The following is a 21367-nucleotide window of genomic DNA, read 5'->3' on the forward strand; positions in this document are numbered from 1 at the left end:
AGTGTAGCGCAGCTTGGTAGCGCATCTGGTTTGGGACCAGAGGGTCGTAGGTTCGAATCCTATCACTCCGACCACTTTTCTCTTTTGGCTTTACTGCATAGCAGTTATGTCGGAGTGTAGCGCAGCTTGGTAGCGCATCTGGTTTGGGACCAGAGGGTCGTAGGTTCGAATCCTATCACTCCGACCACTTCCTATTTTGTCCTTCCTTTTTATTTTTCGTTTGATAGCCAAATACTTTGGTAAGACGCAAGCTCGATCGTAGCATGCAGGTCATCAAAAACATCATCACTCAATAGATCTGACCATTGATGCGTATTTATTAAGTTTAGATCCGATAAAAGCAATGCTGCAGGCTTATCACTAAGATTATTCAAACAAAAAATACTCTGCCTTCTATTAATCCCTTGTCGCCAAAAACCAAATATCTGATCTCCTAAATGGAGGGTAAATTGCGTTGCATTAGGATGGAAAGCTGTCTGCTTTGTACGAATGGAAATAAGCCGTTTCATCGCATCAAAAATATATGCGTAATGTGAAGTTTCGTCACCCAGAAGCTGGACCAATGAATCATACTCCCAATGATGACGATTAATTGAACGAAAATGCCCCGTCATTTTGACTCGCTCATGATCATTAAGACTACCCAACAAGCTTTGGAAATAGATGCCTGGTATACCTTCCAGTGCCAACATTATTCTATGCGCACACAGAAAGCGTTCCACACCAAACTCATCCTCTCCTTCTATCGTTCCCTGCAGAGCCTCAAAGAGAGTAATATTGATCTCATAAGGCTTATTTACTCCATCTTCTAAAGCACGCCACGAAACATGCCCTCCCCATTCCTGCATCCTGTCTGTCAACATTTCAACTTCAGTATCAGGTAAGATTCCCTCTACTGGCCGTAAACCAATACCATCATGGGAAGCTATAAAGTTGAAATAGGCCGTACCATCCTGCGCAGGAGGCATACTCATCATCCACTGCTTTAAATAAAAACTTTGGCCTGTTAAAAGCGCATGCAAGAGCAAAGGCGGCAGTGAAAAGTTATAGACACAATGAGCTTCATTAGCATTACCAAAATAGGATAGGTTTTCCCTACTCGGTATATTGGTCTCAGTAATAATCATGGCAGTAGGGCAAGCAAATCCGATCAAAAGTCGCAATAATCGAACAACCTCATGGGTTTGCTCTAAATTCAGGCACGTTGTCCCGCTCTCCTTCCACAAAAAAGCAATGGCATCCAAACGAAAAATATTAACGCCGTTATCCAAATAGAAGCGAACAAGCTTTACAAACTCTTTTAAAACTTTTGGATTTCTAAAATCAAAATCTACCTGATCATGACTGAAAGTACACCAAACATGCTGAAGCCCCTTTTCAGTTTCAACCTCTCTCAACAAAGGGGTTGTTCGGGGACGAACAACTTGAGACAGATCATCGTCAGGGCTCGCCACATAGAAATAATCACTTCCAGGCCCCTCTCCTTTAATGAAGTTTTGAAACCATCCGCTCTCACCTGAGCAGTGATTAATAACAACATCAGACATCAAACGAAATTCAGCAGCCAATTTTTTAATATCTTCCCACTCGCCAACCGACTCTCTCACTTTATAATAATCACTGACGGCAAAGCCATCATCTGAGCTATAAGGGAAAAAGGGCAACACATGCACGCCATTAATGACCCCATCGCACTGTTCATGCAGAAAGCGATGCAATGTTGTTAGCGCTCTTTTGCCTGGCTCATATAGAGAATCACCATAAGTAATCATAATGACATCGCTTTCATCCCAATAGTTTTTATGGGATACAGGTACGCCATCAACCTGCTGCAGACGCATTATTTCAACAAGCTCCGAAGCCAAATCAGCCAACATTTCGACACTTTTTTCAGAATATATAACCTGGAGATGGTTAGATATCTGAAAACTTAATTGCTCACTGGCTGAATTACTAACACTACGATCCATATCTGCAACATCCCTATTTAAGAAACTATTTAAGCGTCTCAGCCATAAACTCTTTATGATCCAATTCAACAGCCTCAACCAGACGATCAAATACGTCTGGCATCGCACTACTTACTCGACTCCAGCTTGGTATAAATGGTGTATCCATGGCGTTACCGAGAAACTGCTCCCCTGCTGTAATGATGTTCCGCGAAAACATTTCGACAGCCTGTTCTTCACCATGAATATCTAGCTGCAACCCATTCATAACTGCATCATTGTGATAGGTTTCAATAAAGTCTAAGGCTATACGGAAATACGTTGCTTTAATGGTACGGAAAGTTTCGCTATTAAAAGTATGTCCTTGCGTGGCCAACTTTCTAAATAACGCCTTAGTGATATCTATGGACATCTTAGACAGCCCCGCATTCTTATCATCAAGGGATAAGTTTTGGTGCTTGTGATCATACTGGTCCGCAATATCGACCTGACAGAGGCGGTTATTTGAATAATTACGGTGCATCTCTGACAACACACCAATCTCTAAACCCCAATCACTCGGAATGCGTATATCACTTAAGACATCACGACGAAAAGAAAACTCTCCCGCCAAAGGATAACGGAAGCTATCCATATACTGCAGATATTCAATCTCCCCAAATACTTTCTTTAATGCGCGCAATAATGGCGTAACCAGCAATCGACACACCCGACCATTAATTTTCCCATCCGCAACTCGCGCATAAAAACCTTTACAAAACTCGTAGTTAAACTGAGGGTTAGCGACAGGATAAATAAGCCTCGCTAACATATCTCGGTTATAGGTCGTGATATCGCAGTCATGCAAAGCCACAGATTCTGCACGTCCTGACGCCAGCACATACCCCATGCAATACCAAACATTTCGTCCTTTTCCTGGTTCTTTAGGGGCTAATTTCAAAGATTGAAGTTCTGCATCCAATTCTCGTAAACGGGGACCATCATTCCAAAGAATGCGGTGATGCTGCGGAAGCTTTTTAAAAAAATTCTGAGCAAAGCAAAACTGCTCTTCATTAGCTCGATCAAGCCCGATAACAATCTCTGACAAATAGGGCACTTTACAAAGTTCGTCAACAATATGCCCTAACGCAGGCCCCTCTAACTCAGAAAAAAGTGAAGGTAAAATAAGTGACATGGGCCTTTTCCGGCCAAACCGAGTTAACTCAGCCTCTACCTCTTCAATGGGCCTATTCGACAGATTATGTAGCGTAGTAATAATTCCATTCTGATAAAAATCAGCCATATCAACTCCTAAGCTTATTCTGCAGATAGTCAATAATATCTACATCTATGGATGTTTCTTCCGTACTCAAAAATTCACGCATACCCTCAACCCAACCTTGCGGGCCTAGTTGCACAGAACGGTAAATATTTGAATGCTTAATATCTGGAAAATCATGTACAGGTGATCGAATGGCGAGAGCACAATCCGCAACTTCTAACATCTCCCTGTCGTTATAACTATCACCTGCGGCAATAGTTAAAAATGACTCCTTTGGTGAATCATTTTTATATCTTTTACATAGCCACTGAAGGGCACGGCCTTTATCACAATGACCGGTAACATGCAGAAAACGCCCTCCCTGCAAAACGGTTGCTCCCGAGCTCTTTAATGCTTCGACAAAAAGAGATTTACGCTCATTGGAGCCCTTCCACATCACTGGCTCGCTATATTCTCGCTGATTAGCAAGCTCCGCAGCGTGCTCAGACAATCCGGTGAGCCTAACAATCCCATCGGTACCTAAGGACGTGAACGTCTCAAACTCACCGTTAAATTCATCCTCCATCTCAGATAATAAATTTATCCAAAATTCACGAGGTTTAGAGAACTGATAACAATCGTATCCATCTAAAGGCTCACAACCAGATGGGGTCGCTGAAAAATACCCTTGTGGAATAAAAACAGCGGCACCATTTTCCACCACAAAGGGGTGAAGGTTTTTAAGCTCCGAGCGCAACACTTTTAACTCAGCCCGGGTTTTACTGGTCACAGGGATAACAGGTACCCCCTTTTCTCGGAAAAGCTCTAATAAAGGAGCCGCAGCTAGATAGCTATAACTAAAATGGTCTAATAACGAGCCATCCAAATCCGTAAACACCAGCACCTTTTTAAACATTCTCTCTCCCATAGTAAGAACGTGCACCAGAATCAATCACTCATAAGCAGCGCACCAAAAAAGTGCAATTTTATCTTTATGAATAAAAATAACACCTTATACAAGAACCCTTGCACAAAACATACCGATTAAAAATTTCGAACAGAGAGGAGCACTAGAATGGCTAGTTCTGAATTTAATAGCTGAAGAAATCAGCATAGAGCGCAAACAAGAGAGAAAACTCTCACAGCTAATCTTGGCATAGAAAAAAGCGCTAAAACCAATAATTTTAACGCTTTTCGATCTATCTCTTACTAAAGTTAAATCCTATCTTCGCGGTAGAACTGCTCTAAAATCTTAATTAAAGCTCCCACGTCCCGAACACCGGCTAACTCCCTAATTGAATGCATAGCAAACTGCGGCACACCTATATCTAAGGTTTTAACCCCAAGCTCTGCTGCTGTAATAGGCCCAATTGTGCTACCACACCCCATATCGCTACGCACAACAAAAGACTGAACAGGAACACCTACCTGCTGAGCTAAATCCCTGAACAAACCACTCGTTTCACTATTAGTAGCGTAACGTTGATTCGCATTAATTTTGATCACTGGCCCCGCATTGAGCAAAGGACCATGGTTTTCATCATGTTTATCCGCAAAATTCGGATGAATCCCATGGGCATTATCGGCAGAGATAAGCATAGACCGGTTAATCATTCTGACTCGATCCTCGACAACAGGCAGCAAACGCTCTATAACTTGGCTCAACATCGGCCCTTGCGCACCCGCAGCACTCATGCTGCCAACCTCCTCATGGTCATTACATACTAATAACACACCCTCTTCTGAATCAGCATTAAGCAACGCCTTAAGACCCATAAAGCAGCTCAGCAGATTATCTAGCCGTGCAGAAGCAATAAACTCCTCTTCAAGTCCAACAATAGATGGACCCTGTGTGTCATATAATGAAATTTCATAATCAAGAATTTCATCAATATCAGATACACCCTCTTTATTTAACTGCTGAGCAAGAATGGACTTAAAGTCACACTTCTCTTCACCTTGAGCCAAAATGACTGGCAACTGTGTTTGAGCATTAATTGTACGATTAGTGTTAGCATCACGATCTAAATGGATAGCCAAACTAGGCAGTAAAGCTACTGGCTTAACAAAATTAACTAATGCCTGCTGCCGCGATCGATTAGCATCTAAATAGCTAACGCGTCCCGCCATGGACAGATCTCGGTCAAACCATGGGTTCAACAAAACCCCACCATAAACCTCAACACCCAACTGCTGATAGCCTTGCCTACAAAGCTCAGGCAAAGGCTTAACTTTTAAACAAGGCGAGTCAGTATGAGCTCCCACCATTCTAAAACCAGATTCGAGTAAGCTTCGGTTCGCGGGCATGCTCCATGCAACAATGGAAGAGCCATTACGCACTGTATAATAACGACCGCCAGCACTTACACACCAAGCATCAGCCTCGTCAACACACTGGTAACCCGCCGCATCTAGACGCTTAGCCATCTCATTAACAGCATGATAAGGCGTAGGGGCTGATTGCAAAAAATCTTTAAGATCAACTAATAATTCAGACATAAGATTCCCTTAATTCCTACTCTGCAGCTGTAAAATCAATTAATTCAACCTTGAAGATCAACGTTGAATTAGCCGGTATATCATCTGTAGGGCTCGTTGCCCCATATGCAAGCGCGGAGGGTACAAACAACATCCACGTACTGCCTCTATTCATCATCATTAATCCTTCAGTCCAACCTCTGATCACACGATTTAATGGAAAAACGGAAGGCTCTCCCCGCTGGTATGAACTATCAAATATATGCCCATCTACACGCGTGCCTTCATAATGAACAGTCACTAAGTCGGTAATTGAGGGCCTCTCACCCTCCCCCTGCTTGAGCACTTTATACTGCAAACCACTTTTTGTAGTAACAACCCCTTCCATCAAAGCGTTCTTTTGTAAAAAGGCAGCACCCGCTTTGCTTACATCATCATTCAACGCTTTATCGACCAACTCCTGCCTAAACTTTTCTTCTGCGGCATCCTCACCACAGCCAAATAACAATGCCGATAACAGAGCTAAGCCTGCAAACCTAAAAACAAATTTCATTTTTTATTCCAATATAACCAGAGAATTAGAAGCAATTGATTTTACATCACTCTTCAGCATGTCTACACTCAACTGACATAAGTTTGGGAACTAATCCCTTCCAAACGAGGTCACAACAGAATCTAGAGCTTAAAAAGTTAAGAAATACATTATGCATAGACCGCTATTAAATACACTTTTCATTACAGCGTTTTCTCTTTTAGCACCAATTACAGCTTACGCGCTGGTAACTCCGCTAGAAGCAGAACCGATTCACAAACAAACTCTGCTAGAGATCAATGAGTCATTAAAGCTTGGTCACTACAATCGCATCTCGATTGATGACTCTCTTTCCAATCAAATATTTGATCAATACCTAAAAGATTTAGATCCATCTCGCAGTTATTTTTACAAAAGCGATATTGATGAATTTGAACAGTATCGCTACACCTTGGATGACAGCATAAAAAAGGGGGATCTAAATGATGCCTACTTTATCTATAACCGCTTCCAGAAACGCCTTGAAGATCGCTTAAAATTCACCATCAGCGAACTAGAAGAAGGCAAAAAATTTGACTTTGATGTTGATGAAAACTTAAACACTGATAGAGAAGAAGCACCTTGGATTACAACCGAAGAGGAGATGAATGCTCTTTGGGATCGTCGTTTAAAAAGCGCTTTACTCAATCTTAGGTTTGCTGAAAAAACAGACGAAGAGGCAAAAGAGGTTTTAATTAAACGTTATAATAACCAATTAAAACGCTCTCTGCAGGTGAATAGCGAAGATGTATTCCAAACATTCGCTAACGCTTTTACTAAACAATATGACCCTCACACACAATACTTTTCACCTAGAAAATCTGAAAACTTCAAGATAAACATGAGCTTATCTTTAGAAGGGATTGGGGCTGTATTAAAAAGTGAAAACGAATTCACCCAGATTGTTCGCTTAGTTCCTGCTGGCCCTGCTGATAAAACAGGACAACTAAAAGCTACCGATAAAATTATCGGTGTTGGTCAAGGCGAAGACGGCGAAATAGAGGACGTAATTGGGTGGCGATTAGATGATGTTGTACAACTAATTCGCGGCCCGAAAGATACAACCGTACGCTTAGAAATAAAAAGTTCAGATCAAGAAGAAAGACCATCAAAAATCGTTAAGATTGTGCGAAACAAAGTAAAACTGGAAGAACAATCAGCACAAAAACGTGTTATTGAAGTGAATCATTTAGGCAGAGACTTCAAACTTGGCGTTATAGAAATTCCCGCATTTTATATCGACTTTGCGGCACTACAAAGAGGTGATGATGATTATAAAAGCACCTCTCGCGATGTAGAAAAATTAATTGCTGAGCTAAAAGAAGAAGAGATTGATGGCCTAATTATCGACCTTCGAAATAATGGCGGCGGCTCACTTAGGGAAGCCAATGATACGGTCGGCTTGTTTATTAAGCATGGGCCCACTGTCCAAGTCAAAGACTCGTCGGGACGTGTAGAAGTACTACGTGATCGAGACTCCAAAGTCGCTTACACAGGTCCGGTAGCGGTCATGGTAAATCGCCTCTCCGCTTCCGCATCAGAGATTTTTGCCGGAGCGATTCAAGATTATCATCGAGGCATTATTATCGGCGGACAAACATTTGGTAAAGGGACAGTACAAACCTTACTTCCCTTAAATCATGGCCAACTTAAATTAACACACGCTAAATTTTATAGAATTTCAGGTGAAAGCACCCAGAACAAAGGGGTCATGCCTGATATAGACTACCCAACCCTATATGATCCTGAAATCATCGGTGAAAGTGCGCTCGATAATGCTCTATCTTGGGACAAAGTTCGCTCAGCTCCTCATGGCACCTACCCTAGCGTAGCAGCTTTTCTTGGTCAGATTGATAAACGCCATCAATCTCGCACATCAGAAGATCCTGACTTCGTCTTTATGCGCAAACAAGTCGAGCGCTTAAAAGAGGTTCGTGAAGAAGGTAGTCTAATTCCGCTACGGGAGTCAGTACTTAAGCAGGAACGCGATAGCGCCGAAGCATGGCAAGTAGAAGCTGAAAATATTCGACGTGCGCAAAAACAGCTTCCGCCGATAAAGAAACTATCCGACCTAGACGATGAACTGGAAAAAGATAGCCAAGGCCGCGCTATTAATCCTGAATCTGAAGCAATGCTGGTTGAAAGTGGCCGCATTCTATTAGATGCTGTACTGATGCAACTACAATATTCCGCTACCCAATCGGAACAGAATTAATCAGTACAATTGAGGCTTATTTTTAGCCCCATAATAAAGGCTTTGGATGAAAAACAAAAAAAGCGTAGTCTTAATTATTCTTATTCCTTTGATTCTGGCCGCCTTAGCAGGCGGCGGTTTCCTTATGTATAACCAAATGCAAGGCCAACACGCTGAAAATCTAAAAGACCTTGAGAAATTTGGTTTTACCGTTCTACCTACCAATACCCACTCCGAAACAATCGGTGAGCTAGGCGCAAAGCAGCTCCCTTCTACCTTCTATGAAAGCAAAGCCACCCCAACACAGAAAGTAATCAAAGGGTTAATGGCAGATAATGAACAGCTTATTGAAGAGCAAAAAGAGCTTCGTGCTGAAATAGAAACCCTGCAAGAAAAAATAGCCTCTTTACAAACCTACAAAGAGCTTAATGAGCACTTCGCCCCACTCACCATGGCAGAAGAGATAACAGCCGTAGAAAGGCAACTAAAAAAGCTATTACTTGATATGCCTGACGCCAGGCGCTTCTCAAACTTAAAAATAGAAGCGATGTCGGCAGCGGCTGGGCACGAATATAAAAAATTCATTGGCGCTAAACGACTAATTTTGTCAGACAATGAACGCGAAATGCTAATTAGAGATTATATGCCTGAATTCGCTTTCTGCGTAGGCGATGGAATAGATATTGCCGCAAACTCTCCACGGGAGGAGCGGCTCATTACCACTTTTTTCCGTAAACAAGACACAACAATCCTCCCTTCAAATCTCAAAGCAGACTTAGATACTGTTGTAAAACCATGCCAAACCGCGCTTTATGAGCGCCTCAGCAATTATGACAAACCTATTTAATTGCTAAATATCTGGCCATAAAAGCACCTATTAACAGCAAAACCTATGTAAAGCTTATGGTTTTACTGTATAATGCGCGCTCAATTTCTATTGAATTGGGTGCTAAACCGGTCAAAACGCCCTTTTTGAACTACTTAAAACTGACCCTGTAAAACCGGTATTACAGGCTGAAGCGCTACAGTCCCATTAAACTTATAAAATGGTATGTGGCCCTTACATATAGGACATTTTCAATGAGCGAAAGCTTTGCTGATCTGTTTGAAGAATCCCTTCAATCACTAGACATGACCCCTGGCAAATTAGTAATTGGTGAAGTTGTTGATATCGACAGCGACTGGGTTACTGTACATGCTGGTCTTAAATCTGAAGCAATCATCCCGCGTTCACAGTTCCTTAACGATGCTAATGAACTTGAAATCAAAATCGGTGACGACGTTAAAGTTGCACTAGAAGCGGTTGAAGATGGCTTTGGTGAAACGCGTCTGTCTCGTGAAAAAGCTAAACGCGCTGAAGCTTGGGAAGTTCTGCAGACTAAATTTGAAGCTGAAGAAACTGTTAAAGGTTACATCAGCGGCAAAGTTAAAGGCGGCTTTACTGTTAGCATCAACAACATCCAAGGCTTCTTACCAGGTTCTTTGGTAGATGTACGTCCAGTTCGTGACGTTGATCACCTAGAAGGTAAAGAGCTTGAATTTAAACTGATCAAACTAGACCCTAAGCGTAACAACATTGTTGTTTCTCGCCGTGCGGTTCTACAAGAAGCTAACAGCGCTCAACGCGATGAGTTGCTAGCAGTTCTTGAAGAAGGTCAGGAAGTTAAAGGTTTCGTTAAGAACCTAACTAACTACGGTGCTTTCATCGATCTAGGCGGTGTTGACGGCCTTCTTCACATTACAGACATGGCTTGGAAACGTATTTCCCACCCATCTGAAATGTTGAACCCAGGTGACGAAATCACTGTTAAGATCATCAAATTCGACAAAGAATCTGGTCGTATTTCTCTTGGTCTTAAGCAACTATCTATGGACCCATGGGCGCTTATCAAAGAGCGTTACCCATCCGGTGCTAAGTGCCAGGCGCGCATCACTAACCTTACTGATTACGGTTGCTTCGCATCTATCGAAGACGGCGTAGAAGGTCTAGTACACGTTTCTGAAATGTCTTGGACTAACAAAAACATCCACCCATCAAAAGTTGTAAACATTGGTGATGAAGTGGAAGTTATGATCCTTGATGTTGATGAAGAGCGTCGTCGTATCTCTCTTGGTATCAAGCAGTGTACTGCTAACCCTTGGGTTACTTTCGCTGAGCAGTTTGCAGCTAACGACAAAGTTACTGGTACAATCAAAACTATCACTGACTTTGGTATCTTCGTTGGCCTACAGGACGAGCTTGACGGTCTAGTTCACATGTCTGACATCACTTGGGAAGCTGATGCTGAAGCAGCTCTACGCCAGTTCAAGAAAGGCGAAGAAGTTGAAGCAGTTATCCTTTCTATCGATGCAGAAAAAGAGCGTATCTCTCTTGGTATCAAACAGCTTGAAAGCGACCCATTCGCTGAATACGCTGCAGCAAACGATAAAGGCACTATCGTAAACGGTAAAGTTATCTCCGTTGAAGCGAAAGGCGCTGTTATTGAACTAGCTGAAGGTATCGAAGGTACGCTTAAAGTTTCTGAGATCTCTGTTGATCGTATTGATGACGCAACTACAGTACTTAACGTTGGTGACGACGTTGAAGCTAAGATCATCACAATGGATCGTCGTAACCGCGTAATCAACCTGTCTATCAAAGCGAAAGAACAGGCTGAAGAGAAAGCAGCAATCTCTGCTGTACGCAATGCTGAAGTTGAAGTTGCAGGCCCAACTACCATTGGTGACCTAATCAAAGCTCAGCTAGACAACCAGAAGTAAGAAACGCTTAAGCCAACACTGGCTTAACATTAAAAACCGCAAACAGGCCTCTGTTTGCGGTTTTTTGTTTTATTCACAACAAAATCCTTTTATTCTCTTTACCTTACCTCTTAAAAAAATACCCACAGGAAACATTTCTTACTCTATAATGTAGAGAATATTTACTTACTAAGACCAATGGTTTACAAAAGTTCGGAGCGTTAACACACTTTCTCTCGTCGTATAAGGAAAGGTTATAAATGCTGGATAATATGTGGCTGATTGTATCAGCTCTTTTAGTGTTCTTAATGCAAGCCGGTTTTTTATGCCTAGAAAGCGGAAGAATTCGCAGTAAAAACAGCATTAACGTTGCAGCAAAAAACATTACTGACTTTATCCTTTCCACAACGATCTTCTGGATAGCTGGCTTCGGGTTAATGTTTGGTAACACCTACCTTGGCTTCATCGGCGGTAACAGCTTCCTCTTTGGTACCGACAACTCCGCAGATGAGATCTGTTTCTTTATATTTCAAATGATGTTTTGCAGTACTGCCGCTACGCTAATGTCGGGCGCCGTTGCTGAACGCATGAGTTTTATTGGATACATATATGCAACGATAATTCTAAGCGTTGCTATCTACCCTATTACTGGACACTGGGCTTGGGGTGGTCTTTATCAAGACACTCAACAAGGCTGGTTAGAAGCTCTAGGTTTTATCGATTTTGCAGGCTCAACCGTCGTCCACTCTGTAGGCGGATGGGTTGCGTTAGCCTGCGTAATAATTATCGGCCCTCGACTTGGGCGCTACGATGCCAATACTAAGTTCCCATCCGGTAGTAATCTTCCTATGGCAACAATGGGGACACTACTCATTTGGTTTGGCTGGTTTGGCTTCAATGGTGGTAGTGTCCTAGCCATCAACGATCAGGTTCCTAAAATCCTACTCAACACCTGCCTTGCCGCCATCTGGGGTGGCCTTATCGCAACCTCCCTCCATTACTTTGATAAGCGATTTATTGATGTTGGCTATATACTAAATGGCATTATTGCAGGACTTGTTGGCATTACTGCATCCTGTTTCGCTGTCGAGCCTATATCCGCTGCCTTTATAGGAATGATCTCTGGCGGCATCGTATATTACGGCACACTGTGGCTAGAAAAAATGCAGATCGATGATGCGCTTGCTGTTATCCCTGCTCACCTTTTAGCCGGTATTTGGGGCACTATAGCCGTTGCTATATTTTCTGACTACAGCAAGCTTGATACAGGACTTACGTTTTCCCAGCAGCTTGCGATCCAGCTTTGTGGTATTACAGCAATTGGCCTCTACAGTTTTGGAGTAAGCTACTGCTTGCTTAGTATTATTAACCGCCTTGTTCTATTACGCGTATCCGTACAAGATGAAGAACAAGGCCTCAACATTGCCGAGCATCAAGCATCTACAGAACTGATTGACCTTCTAAGTGATATGGAACAACAACAGAATCTAGGGAATTTCACCTCACCCGTGAACGAAGAACCCTTTACTGAAGTTGGCCAAATCGCAAAAAAGTATAACCAGGTCATTACACGCATCAATCAAGAGATGTCACAAAAAGATTTTGCCATTGATCAGTTCCAAGCAAGCGAAAAACGCAAAAGCGCCATTCTAGACTCATCAATGGATTGCATTATATCTATTGACTGGGAAGGGAAAATAATTGAATTCAACCCATCGGCAGAACGTACCTTGGGCTGTCTAAAAAAGCAGGTAGTAGGCAAAAGCTTTACCAAGTATTTTATCCTCGAAGAAGATAGAGAAGCTGTTGAATACAGCCTGCGTCATTTTTTCAGCGCAGCTAATGGTCTTGTCTTAAATAGACGAAATGCACTACAACTACAACGTATATCTGCCCACCCCTTTCCAGCCGAAGTGACGATAACCAGTACACGTATGGAAGATGACTCCCGTACTGAATTTACACTCCATATACGCGATGTGACACGAGAGCAAAAGCTTCAATCTCGACTTAAATTTCTTGCCTACCGAGACCCGCTAACTAGCTTATCCAACCGCACATATATGATGAAGTCACTTTCTGCAGCTATTGAGGTGGCAAAACTACATAACGAAACCGTTGCACTATTCTTCCTCGACTTAGATAAATTTAAAAAAATTAATGATACTCTCGGACACAAAGCGGGTGATGAACTGTTATGTGAAGTGGCTAAACGCCTAACAGAAGCTGCACGTGAAGATGACCTTATCGCTCGCTGGGGAGGCGATGAGTTTATTGTCGTACTCAGAGGGAAAATTAACCTAGATGTAATAAGCAAAAAAGCTAAAGACATTCTAGAAATAATGCGAAAACCGGTAGAGATAAGCAAAAAGCAATTTAATATCCCTACTAGTATAGGTATATCACTTTCTGTATGCGGACAAACCCACGCAGACAACCTAATTCAAGAGGCTGATATAGCCATGTATGCGGCAAAAGAAAGTGGCCGCGACAACTATCAAATATTCCAACCCCACATGGCCGAAAATGTTACAAAATCAGCAACCTACGAGCGCCTAATTAAGATAGGACTCGCAGAAAAGCAATTCTACCTTGTTTATCAGCCTAAAGTATTCCGCAGCAAAGATAATATTATCGCTCTGGAAGCTCTTATTCGATGGAATCACCCTCAACAAGGGGTGATTTCACCTACAGATTTCATACCTATAGCGGAAGAAAGTAATCTCATTATCCAACTCGGCGAAATGGTCATCAACACTGCTCTCATGCAGATTCGAGAATGGATCGATCAGGGGCTATCTCCAGTACCTATTGCCGTTAATGTCTCAGGTAAACACCTTATATCAGAAGAGCTAGTCCCTTTTATAAAACAGCAGTTAGTTCTCTTCTCCATTCCAGGCTCACTACTCGAAATAGAAATAACCGAAGGGGTTTTAATTGATGATATAGAAATCTGTATCAGCGTGCTTGAAGAACTTAAAGCCTTAAATATAAGCATATCTATTGATGATTTTGGTACAGGCTACTCTTCATTAAACTATTTAAAACGACTACCTCTCGATATCCTAAAAATAGATCAATCCTTTGTAGAAGAGTGTCACCGTAAAGACGAGGACACTGAAATATGTGCAACTATTATCAATTTAGCCAGGAATCTGAATCTAAGTACAATAGCGGAGGGAGTAGAAACGGAAGGGCAGCTAGATACCTTACTTAAGCTCGGCTGTGAGGTTTTCCAAGGCTACTATTTCTACAAGCCTCTTGAAAAATCTGCAATATCTAAGCTGCTTTCACCTACAATAAACACTGATAATTAAAAGCGGCTTAATCACTCAATGATATAATCAACAAAATCCTCTTCATCTATTTCATCATCTTTAACTTCATACCAACTTAAAACAGACGCACCTGATTCAATCACTGTTTTTTGATCCCCGCTGACCAGAGGGTGCCACTCAGGAAGGTCTTTCCCCTCATGAACCAATCGATATGCGCAACTTGGTGGAAGCCAATGAAATGAATCTACATCTTCAGGCCTAAGTTTTACGCAATCAGGCACTAGCGAACAACGCTCTTCATATTTAGTACAACGACAGGTTTCAAAATCGAGCAGATGACACACAACAGATGTATAAAAAACCTCTTGAGTATCTTCATCTTCCAATTTATGTAGACAACATAATGCACAGCCATCACAGAGGGATTCCCACTCAGTAGAATTCATCTGTTCTAAACTTTTACTACGCCAAAAAACTTCTTGAGCGGCCACTTAACGCACACCACTTTCAGGACGATCTTTATGAAGATCCAGCATATAATCATCTTTGGGAGGCGGCATCTGCAGGTAATACCCTTTTTCCTCTAAGCCCTCCAGCACTTTATCTACATCTACCCGCGCCAGTTTACGGTTCGCCGTCAAAGGAATATCCATGACTAGCTTAGCTGTTCCAAACAGCTCTAACAGTGCCTCAGGCACCTTACTCAACTTATCTCGCTTATCGACATAGAGATACATTTCATCTTTACGAGAACTTAAATAAACAGAACAAACCTTCATGCAGAAAATACCTTTATATTTAACTCGAACATCTTAAACGCTCTAAAACTTCAAGCTCATCTAACAATGCTGGGCCTATTAACTTTTGACGCCACTCTGACATTTGGGAAGGTAGTCTATACTCCCCTTCATCAACACCCGATCGAATAAGTAGCTCTAACTCTTTACGACGCAATAGAATCTCCGGCGCAACGTCATTAGCCTCAGCAGCTTTACGGGCAATCGCCTTCAACTTCTTCAGGTGTTTGTTCCAAAAGTAATGAAGAGGCCTTGGAATAGGTTTCGGTGGATTAGCTTCAGCGCTGTTAGACCCCGACCTTATAAAACCTAAAATCGTTTCACCATCACTGCGCAAAATATGCTTTCTAATTTCATCTAAACGAGAAAGGTCGCCCATGTTACGCGGCCAGGCCTCAATAATTTGTAATAAGGCCTGATTTTTTAATATTCGATTACGCGGCACGTCTCGATCCCGTGCAACCTGTTCACGCCAAGCAGTCAAATCCCTTAATGCTGCTAATTTATGCACAGGACAACGCCACATCTGTGTAAAACGTAGGTAGTAATCATAACCCTCAACGTCATCAATCAATGCATTATCGAGCATTTTCTGGTTTTCTTGCTCAGCCCAAGAATAGGTATCTCGCTGCACAAACTCCTGCTTTTGCATTGCATAAATTTCAGGTAAATAAGCGACATCCAACGCAGCATAATGTATCTGACTTGAGGTCAATGGACGCTTTAGCCAGTCCGATGTAGTTTCATGCTTTTCCATTTGCACATCGAGTTTCTGCTCAAGCATCCTCTGTAATCCCATAGAGAAGCCCCAGTTAAGTAAAGCAGCCCCTATCTGGGTATCAAAAACAGGCTGGGGAAGTACTCCTAACACTTTAAGAAACAGCTCAAGATCTTCCGTTGCTGCATGCATTAGCTTAATAACAGAGCGATCTTGAAATAGTTCAGATAGAGCACTGAAGTCTGATATATCTAAAGGATCAATCAGGTAACACTGGCGATCATCCGCCACCTGTATTAACCCTGCAATGGGATAAAAGGTTTCAACACGAATAAACTCAGTATCTAGTGCGACTAAAGGTAAAGTTCGCCAGTGATTACAATACCGACTCAGATCTGCCTCAGATCTAATCCATATAGGCTCCTCGGCTGAAGCTTCTAACGTTTTCCAATTGTAATCTGACAACTTTTTAAATCCTCAAAGCAGTGAACGCCGGCCCGCCATCGCGTGCGCTAACGTACCGCCATCAACAAATTCCAGCTCACCACCTACAGGTACACCATGTGCAATGCGAGTCACTTTAATGCCCAACTCCTTCACCTGAGCAGCAATAAAATGTGCGGTTGCCTCACCCTCAACAGTAGGGTTGGTCGCTAAAATTATTTCATTTATTTCTGTGGAATGGATAAATTCTAAAAGCTTATCTATACCTAAATCTTCCGGCCCAATACCGTCAATCGGTGATAAATGTCCTGAAAGGACAAAATACAAACCGTTATAACCGCCAGTTTGCTCTATAGCCAAAACGTCTACCGGAGATTCCAATACACAAAGCGTTGATTTATCTCTGCTCTCCGATTGGCAGATATCACACAGCTCATGTTCAGACAAAGTACGACATTGACGACAATGCCCTACCTCTGCAACGGCTTTTTGTAAAATGCCAGCTAAAGCTAAAGCCCCTTCCGTATCTCGTTCTAAAAGGTGGAAAGCCATACGCTGGGCCGATTTTGGCCCAACACTAGGCAGACAACGTAGCGCTGTAATCAGCTGCTGAATAAGAGGACTAAAAGACATAGATTAGAACGGCATATTAAATCCAGGAGGCATACCCATACCACCTGTCACTTCAGCCATTTTCTCTTGTGTATAAGTTTCAATTTTACGAACAGCATCATTAACGGCCGCAGCGACAAGGTCTTCTAAAATCTCCTTATCTTCTTCCATCAAGCTATCATCAATATTAATGCTTTTAACATCATGACGACCATTCATCACTACCTTAACAAGGCCCGCACCCGATTCACCTGTTTGCTCAGCAAGTGCAACTTGTTCTTGCGCTTTCTGTAGGTTTTCTTGCATTTTCTGGGCTTGTTTCATTAAATTGCCCATACCACCTTTCATCATTGTTCTTTACCTCAAAATTAATCGATGGGTTGCACAGAGGATAGCTCTATCTGTGCATCAAAATGTTGCTGTAACTGTTTTACTGTCTCATCATTACGAATTGACGTAATTGCTTCTGAATGCCGCTCTTCCCGTTTTCTATTTAAGTACTGTGCAGGCGTTTCTTGCGTTTGAATCGCCTGTACAAATTCGACACTCACTGGCGCAGAGAAGTACGTATTCAACGCATCACTTATCCGTTGTTGCTGTACTTCATTTAACATCGTCTTTTGATCTTTTGTGTAATGTAGAACAACAGCGTCAGATCTAATCTCTTCCAAAGATATATGTGTTGCTAAACTCTCAGTCATACCACTCAGGCCAAGGTTTCGGCCAATATGCACCCAATCAGAGAGCTGAATAGCACCTAAATCACGCGAACACTCTTCAACAGCTACGCTACTTTTAGCTATTTCTAGTGATTTAAAATCGGTTTTACTCTCTGAAGGCGCATACTCATTCTCTAATGGCTGCATGGCTTGATCGTTCACAGAGGACTGTTCACTTTCATCCATATTCCAAGGAGGAGTGCTCTCTTGCTCTACACCTTCACTTTCAAACTTTTTTCTTGGGTCTACCCCACTTTGAGGAGCCGCATACTCAGCCTCATCATAATAAGCAGGCGGTTCATCCTGCCTAAGATCATTTTCCGGGTTTAAAGCGGGAGGCGCTATTGGTTGCTCGATAGCTGGCTCAGCTTCAGGAAGCGAGTCGGACCTGTCAAGCGAAACAGCTTCCGCTACATCTACAACAGGCTCATTAGTCTGAATATCAGATGAAGAGTCCCGACTAGGCTCAACTTTGTTACTAGCCAATGCTGACGAATTTTGTAACGCTACAGCACGCGGCTTAGCCCCTGCAGGCCTGAACGCTAGCATTCTGAGTAATACCATCTCTAACCCTTCGCGAGGGTCAGGAACAAATGGCAGATCCTTACGCCCCATCAAAGCAACTTGGTAATACAATTGTATATCTTCAGCCGTTAAAGCCTTTGCTAATTCTTGAACCTGAAGCATATCCCCCATACTGTTATCTACAGCATCAGGAATCGTTTGAGCAAGCGCTATGCGATGCAATACACTGATCAAGTCACCAAGCACTGTATTATAATCAGGAGAAAACTGAGCAAGATCCGTCACAGAAGCCATCAAACCTTTAGCATCGCCTGAAGCGAGGCAATAAAGCATTTGATAGACTAAACGTTGATCGATCGTTCCCAGCATGGCACGAACATCAGCTTCATTAATAACACCTGCACCAAAGGCTATCGCTTGGTCAGTCAAACTCATCGCATCACGCATTGAACCATCAGCAGAGCGGGCTAAAAGCCAAAGTGCAGGCTCTTCAAAACTGATATTCTCCTCTCCCAACACATGGGAAAGGTGGCTGACAATACGCTCAGGAATTAAGTTTTTAAGATTAAACTGTAAGCAACGGGATAAAATCGTAATCGGTAGTTTCTGTGGATCTGTCGTTGCAAGCAGAAACTTAACATGCGGAGGCGGCTCTTCTAAGGTTTTTAATAATGCATTAAAAGAATGCGTAGAAAGCATATGAACTTCGTCGATTAGGTAGACTTTATAACGACCATGGGTTGGTGCATATTGCACGTTTTCCATCAGTTCACGGGTATCTTCTACTTTCGTACGCGAGGCCGCATCCACCTCAATAAGATCAACAAAACGCCCTTCAGCAATCTCTTTACAAGCAGAACACTGTCCGCAAGGAGTAGAGGATACGCCGGTTTCACAGTTAAGGGATTTAGCAAATAAGCGTGCTATAGACGTTTTACCTACACCTCGAGTACCAGTAAAAAGATAGGCATGGTGCAACCGATCATCATCGAGAGCATTCACAAGTGCTTTCAGCACATGCTCTTGCCCCACCATTTCTTGAAATCTCGCAGGACGCCACTTTCGCGCCAGAACCTGATAACTCATCTAATATATGCAGCTTATTGTTAGAAAAAAACAGAGCCCTATGCTACCTTTTGCATGTTTTTTTCGCCAGCTAAACCTTACTTTTAAACACGCAAAGACACTCCCCCACTCATCCAGTAAGGATAAGCATTCACCCTAAATATATAGAACCAATGGGCACTACCTTTTATTCTGTCGCTGAATATCTACCCACTTCACTCTCTTTCTAGCTAACAATGCCACATAATCTGTATATCACTACTCAGCCGCCTATAAATACGTTAGTCTTTCAGCAATAGAAAATGAGCAAGTAACTCACAAGTTCAACCATCAACATAAACTTGCCCTCGCCAGCACTATAAATAACGTTTAAAATTAAAGAGTGATAAAACTAGGCTTCATGTATGTTTAAAAAACGCCCCTCTAAAGCAGAGCTCAGAGATCAGCTTAACGCTGAGGTCAATCAGTATCTGCAAAAGGGTGGAGAGATCGAACAAGTAGAGATGGGAGAGTCAGGCCTTGTTGATGGGCGCTACAATCATCACAAAACAAGCTTTGATAATCCTGGACCTACTGAACGCACGCCCGTTCATGCCCTTTTATCAACTATAGATTCACGACGTAAAAACAAAACAGCGTCAGCTACTATTCAATCGAGAGCGACTCCACCTAAAAAAATCCCAAAACAAAAGGTCATATACGATGACTTCGGTGACCCTATCCGAACCGTCTGGGTCGAGGAATAAAAGCCACTCAAATACTCACAAGCGCGAATACGTACTATCCAGCGCCTTAATACACCCTCTCGCCTTAGCAAATTACGGTGGCTCAATAGAATATTAATGGATCGCCGTGATACAACCCTTACTGAACAAATCCCAGACACGCTTTTCAAAATTGAGTGCGCATTAAAACTATATCCATGAAATAATATAGCCTAATACGCACGCTAATATCTGAATAAAATCTGTGAGCTTCTAAATGACTTCTATTACAATTACGCGCCCAGACGACTGGCACATCCACCTTCGAGATGGTTTACAACTTAAAGATACCGTTCGCGATGTGAGCCGCTATATGGGGCGAGCTATCATTATGCCCAACCTTGTACCCCCAGCAACAAATACCGAAGAAGCTCTAGAATATCGCCAACGTATTATGGATCAAAAACCACAAGGTGCATTTGAACCACTAATGGTACTTTATTTAACAGACAATACTGCGCCAGAAGAAATTATAAAAGCAAAAGCAACCGGTCAGATTGTTGCGGCAAAGCTATATCCTGCCGGAGCGACAACTAATTCAGATTCAGGTGTCACATCTATAAAAAATATCTACCCTGCTCTCGAAGCTATGCAGGAAGCAGGTATGCTTTTACTATTGCACGGGGAAGTCACCGATGCCTCTATAGATATTTTTGATCGCGAAAAAGCTTTTATTGATTCAGTACTTAAAGATGTTGTTAATGATTTTCCTAACCTGAAAATCGTACTTGAACATATCACAACAAAAGATGCTGCCGAGTTCGTAGCATCAGCAGGTGATAATGTTGCCGCTACAATTACAGCACATCACCTACTATTTAATCGAAATCACATGCTAGCTGGCGGCATACGCCCCCACTATTACTGCCTGCCGATATTAAAGCGAAATATTCACCAAGAAGCCCTAATAAAAGCAGCCACCTCTGGAAGCAAAAAGTTCTTTTTAGGAACCGATTCTGCCCCCCATATGAAGCACGCTAAAGAGGCGGCTTGCGGCTGTGCAGGCTCTTATACTGCTCACGCTTCCATTGAGCTATATGCAGAGGTATTTGAAGAAGCCAATGCACTCGATAAACTGGAAGCTTTTGCTAGCCTCAATGGACCTGACTTTTATGCGCTGCCTCGCAATAGCGACACTATAACTCTAATCAAAGAAAGCTGGGATGTTCCTGCAAGCTATCCATTAGGGGGGGATCAAGTCGTTCCCATCCGTGCAGGCGAACAGATACATTGGCGAGTAAAATAAAATCAAACTATAAAGGGGCTGTTCTGCA

The 21367-nt window shown here is 42.4% G+C and carries 17 protein-coding genes and 1 tRNA gene; 7 read left to right on the forward strand and 11 right to left on the reverse strand.

Annotated elements, in window-relative coordinates; translation table 11 throughout:
- The first annotated feature begins 110 nt into the window (after positions 1-110).
- Positions 111-187, forward strand: a tRNA-Pro gene (locus Q4486_RS00005).
- Between the two features lie 22 nt (positions 188-209).
- On the opposite strand, the gene Q4486_RS00010 is transcribed toward Q4486_RS00005, so the two are convergent.
- The 5 genes from Q4486_RS00010 to Q4486_RS00030 all read right to left on the reverse strand — a co-directional run bounded on the left by Q4486_RS00010 (position 210) and on the right by Q4486_RS00030 (position 6220).
- Positions 210-1970: a sugar phosphorylase gene (locus tag Q4486_RS00010; protein ID WP_303517433.1), complete on the reverse strand. Its 1761-nt coding sequence runs from the start codon at positions 1968-1970 to the stop codon at positions 210-212.
- A gap of 25 nt (positions 1971-1995) precedes the next feature.
- Positions 1996-3231 (reverse strand): glycosyl transferase, encoded by a 1236-nt coding sequence (locus tag Q4486_RS00015; protein WP_303416590.1) that lies wholly within the window; start codon positions 3229-3231, stop codon positions 1996-1998.
- 1 nt (position 3232) lies between these two features.
- Positions 3233-4105: a mannosyl-3-phosphoglycerate phosphatase gene (locus Q4486_RS00020; RefSeq protein ID WP_303416589.1), complete on the reverse strand. Its 873-nt coding sequence runs from the start codon at positions 4103-4105 to the stop codon at positions 3233-3235.
- Between the two features lie 299 nt (positions 4106-4404).
- The gene (locus tag Q4486_RS00025; protein WP_303517434.1) at positions 4405-5688 is read right to left on the reverse strand and encodes a M18 family aminopeptidase; all 1284 of its coding nucleotides are present in this window, start codon (positions 5686-5688) and stop codon (positions 4405-4407) included.
- Positions 5689-5704: 16 nt separating this feature from the next.
- Positions 5705-6220 carry an FKBP-type peptidyl-prolyl cis-trans isomerase gene (locus Q4486_RS00030; RefSeq protein WP_303517435.1) on the reverse strand — a complete coding sequence of 172 codons (516 nt, stop codon included), beginning with the start codon at positions 6218-6220 and terminating at the stop codon, positions 5705-5707.
- A gap of 151 nt (positions 6221-6371) precedes the next feature.
- On the opposite strand from Q4486_RS00030, the gene Q4486_RS00035 reads away from it, so the two are divergent.
- The 4 genes from Q4486_RS00035 to amt all read left to right on the forward strand — a co-directional run bounded on the left by Q4486_RS00035 (position 6372) and on the right by amt (position 14488).
- Positions 6372-8453, forward strand: coding sequence for a carboxy terminal-processing peptidase (locus tag Q4486_RS00035; protein ID WP_303416586.1), 2082 nt, complete (start codon positions 6372-6374; stop codon positions 8451-8453).
- Positions 8454-8499: 46 nt separating this feature from the next.
- Complete coding sequence (locus tag Q4486_RS00040; RefSeq protein WP_303416585.1) at positions 8500-9279, forward strand: hypothetical protein; 780 nt, start codon at positions 8500-8502, stop codon at positions 9277-9279.
- A 233-nt stretch (positions 9280-9512) separates the two neighbouring features.
- Positions 9513-11192 carry a 30S ribosomal protein S1 gene (rpsA, locus tag Q4486_RS00045; protein ID WP_303416584.1) on the forward strand — a complete coding sequence of 560 codons (1680 nt, stop codon included), beginning with the start codon at positions 9513-9515 and terminating at the stop codon, positions 11190-11192.
- A 239-nt stretch (positions 11193-11431) separates the two neighbouring features.
- A complete protein-coding gene (gene amt, locus Q4486_RS00050; protein WP_303517437.1) occupies positions 11432-14488 on the forward strand; it encodes an ammonium transporter in 3057 nt (1018 codons plus the stop codon).
- An 11-nt stretch (positions 14489-14499) separates the two neighbouring features.
- Here the strand turns inward: amt and Q4486_RS00055 are convergent, their stop codons facing one another.
- From Q4486_RS00055 to dnaX, 6 genes are read right to left on the reverse strand one after another with little or no spacing between them, the layout of a single operon-like run.
- On the reverse strand, positions 14500-14940 hold the full coding sequence (locus Q4486_RS00055; protein WP_303416582.1) for a YcgN family cysteine cluster protein: 441 nt from the start codon (positions 14938-14940) through the stop codon (positions 14500-14502).
- Positions 14941-15228, reverse strand: a complete 288-nt coding sequence (locus tag Q4486_RS00060) for a YcgL domain-containing protein (RefSeq protein WP_303517438.1) — start codon at positions 15226-15228, stop codon at positions 14941-14943. It abuts the gene before it with no gap.
- A 19-nt stretch (positions 15229-15247) separates the two neighbouring features.
- Positions 15248-16429 carry a ribonuclease D gene (gene rnd / locus Q4486_RS00065; RefSeq protein WP_303517441.1) on the reverse strand — a complete coding sequence of 394 codons (1182 nt, stop codon included), beginning with the start codon at positions 16427-16429 and terminating at the stop codon, positions 15248-15250.
- Positions 16430-16441: 12 nt separating this feature from the next.
- A complete protein-coding gene (gene recR / locus Q4486_RS00070; protein ID WP_303416579.1) occupies positions 16442-17041 on the reverse strand; it encodes a recombination mediator RecR in 600 nt (199 codons plus the stop codon).
- 3 nt (positions 17042-17044) lie between these two features.
- The gene (locus Q4486_RS00075; protein ID WP_303416578.1) at positions 17045-17371 is read right to left on the reverse strand and encodes a YbaB/EbfC family nucleoid-associated protein; all 327 of its coding nucleotides are present in this window, start codon (positions 17369-17371) and stop codon (positions 17045-17047) included.
- A 17-nt stretch (positions 17372-17388) separates the two neighbouring features.
- Positions 17389-19350 (reverse strand): DNA polymerase III subunit gamma/tau, encoded by a 1962-nt coding sequence (gene dnaX, locus Q4486_RS00080; RefSeq protein WP_303517442.1) that lies wholly within the window; start codon positions 19348-19350, stop codon positions 17389-17391.
- Positions 19351-19733: 383 nt separating this feature from the next.
- On the opposite strand from dnaX, the gene Q4486_RS00085 reads away from it, so the two are divergent.
- Positions 19734-20075, forward strand: coding sequence for a hypothetical protein (locus tag Q4486_RS00085; RefSeq protein ID WP_303416576.1), 342 nt, complete (start codon positions 19734-19736; stop codon positions 20073-20075).
- Positions 20076-20310: 235 nt separating this feature from the next.
- Positions 20311-21339 carry a dihydroorotase gene (gene pyrC / locus Q4486_RS00090; RefSeq protein ID WP_303416575.1) on the forward strand — a complete coding sequence of 343 codons (1029 nt, stop codon included), beginning with the start codon at positions 20311-20313 and terminating at the stop codon, positions 21337-21339.
- Positions 21340-21367: the final 28 nt, after the last annotated feature.

This window comes from Neptuniibacter sp. 2_MG-2023, from assembly GCF_030547495.1.
Classification (GTDB): Bacteria; Pseudomonadota; Gammaproteobacteria; order Pseudomonadales; family Balneatricaceae; genus Neptuniibacter.

Coding starts and splice junctions, on each gene's coding strand:
- Q4486_RS00025 (WP_303517434.1), bottom strand. CDS start 5,688: ATGTCTGAATTATTAGTTGATCTTAAAGATTTTTTGCAATCAGCCCCT.
- amt (WP_303517437.1), top strand. CDS start 11,432: ATGCTGGATAATATGTGGCTGATTGTATCAGCTCTTTTAGTGTTCTTA.
- rpsA (WP_303416584.1), top strand. CDS start 9,513: ATGAGCGAAAGCTTTGCTGATCTGTTTGAAGAATCCCTTCAATCACTA.
- Q4486_RS00010 (WP_303517433.1), bottom strand. CDS start 1,970: ATGGATCGTAGTGTTAGTAATTCAGCCAGTGAGCAATTAAGTTTTCAG.
- Q4486_RS00015 (WP_303416590.1), bottom strand. CDS start 3,231: ATGGCTGATTTTTATCAGAATGGAATTATTACTACGCTACATAATCTG.
- Q4486_RS00085 (WP_303416576.1), top strand. CDS start 19,734: ATGTTTAAAAAACGCCCCTCTAAAGCAGAGCTCAGAGATCAGCTTAAC.
- Q4486_RS00020 (WP_303416589.1), bottom strand. CDS start 4,105: ATGTTTAAAAAGGTGCTGGTGTTTACGGATTTGGATGGCTCGTTATTA.
- Q4486_RS00060 (WP_303517438.1), bottom strand. CDS start 15,228: ATGAAGGTTTGTTCTGTTTATTTAAGTTCTCGTAAAGATGAAATGTAT.
- pyrC (WP_303416575.1), top strand. CDS start 20,311: ATGACTTCTATTACAATTACGCGCCCAGACGACTGGCACATCCACCTT.
- Q4486_RS00030 (WP_303517435.1), bottom strand. CDS start 6,220: ATGAAATTTGTTTTTAGGTTTGCAGGCTTAGCTCTGTTATCGGCATTG.
- recR (WP_303416579.1), bottom strand. CDS start 17,041: ATGTCTTTTAGTCCTCTTATTCAGCAGCTGATTACAGCGCTACGTTGT.
- Q4486_RS00035 (WP_303416586.1), top strand. CDS start 6,372: ATGCATAGACCGCTATTAAATACACTTTTCATTACAGCGTTTTCTCTT.
- dnaX (WP_303517442.1), bottom strand. CDS start 19,350: ATGAGTTATCAGGTTCTGGCGCGAAAGTGGCGTCCTGCGAGATTTCAA.
- Q4486_RS00075 (WP_303416578.1), bottom strand. CDS start 17,371: ATGATGAAAGGTGGTATGGGCAATTTAATGAAACAAGCCCAGAAAATG.
- Q4486_RS00040 (WP_303416585.1), top strand. CDS start 8,500: ATGAAAAACAAAAAAAGCGTAGTCTTAATTATTCTTATTCCTTTGATT.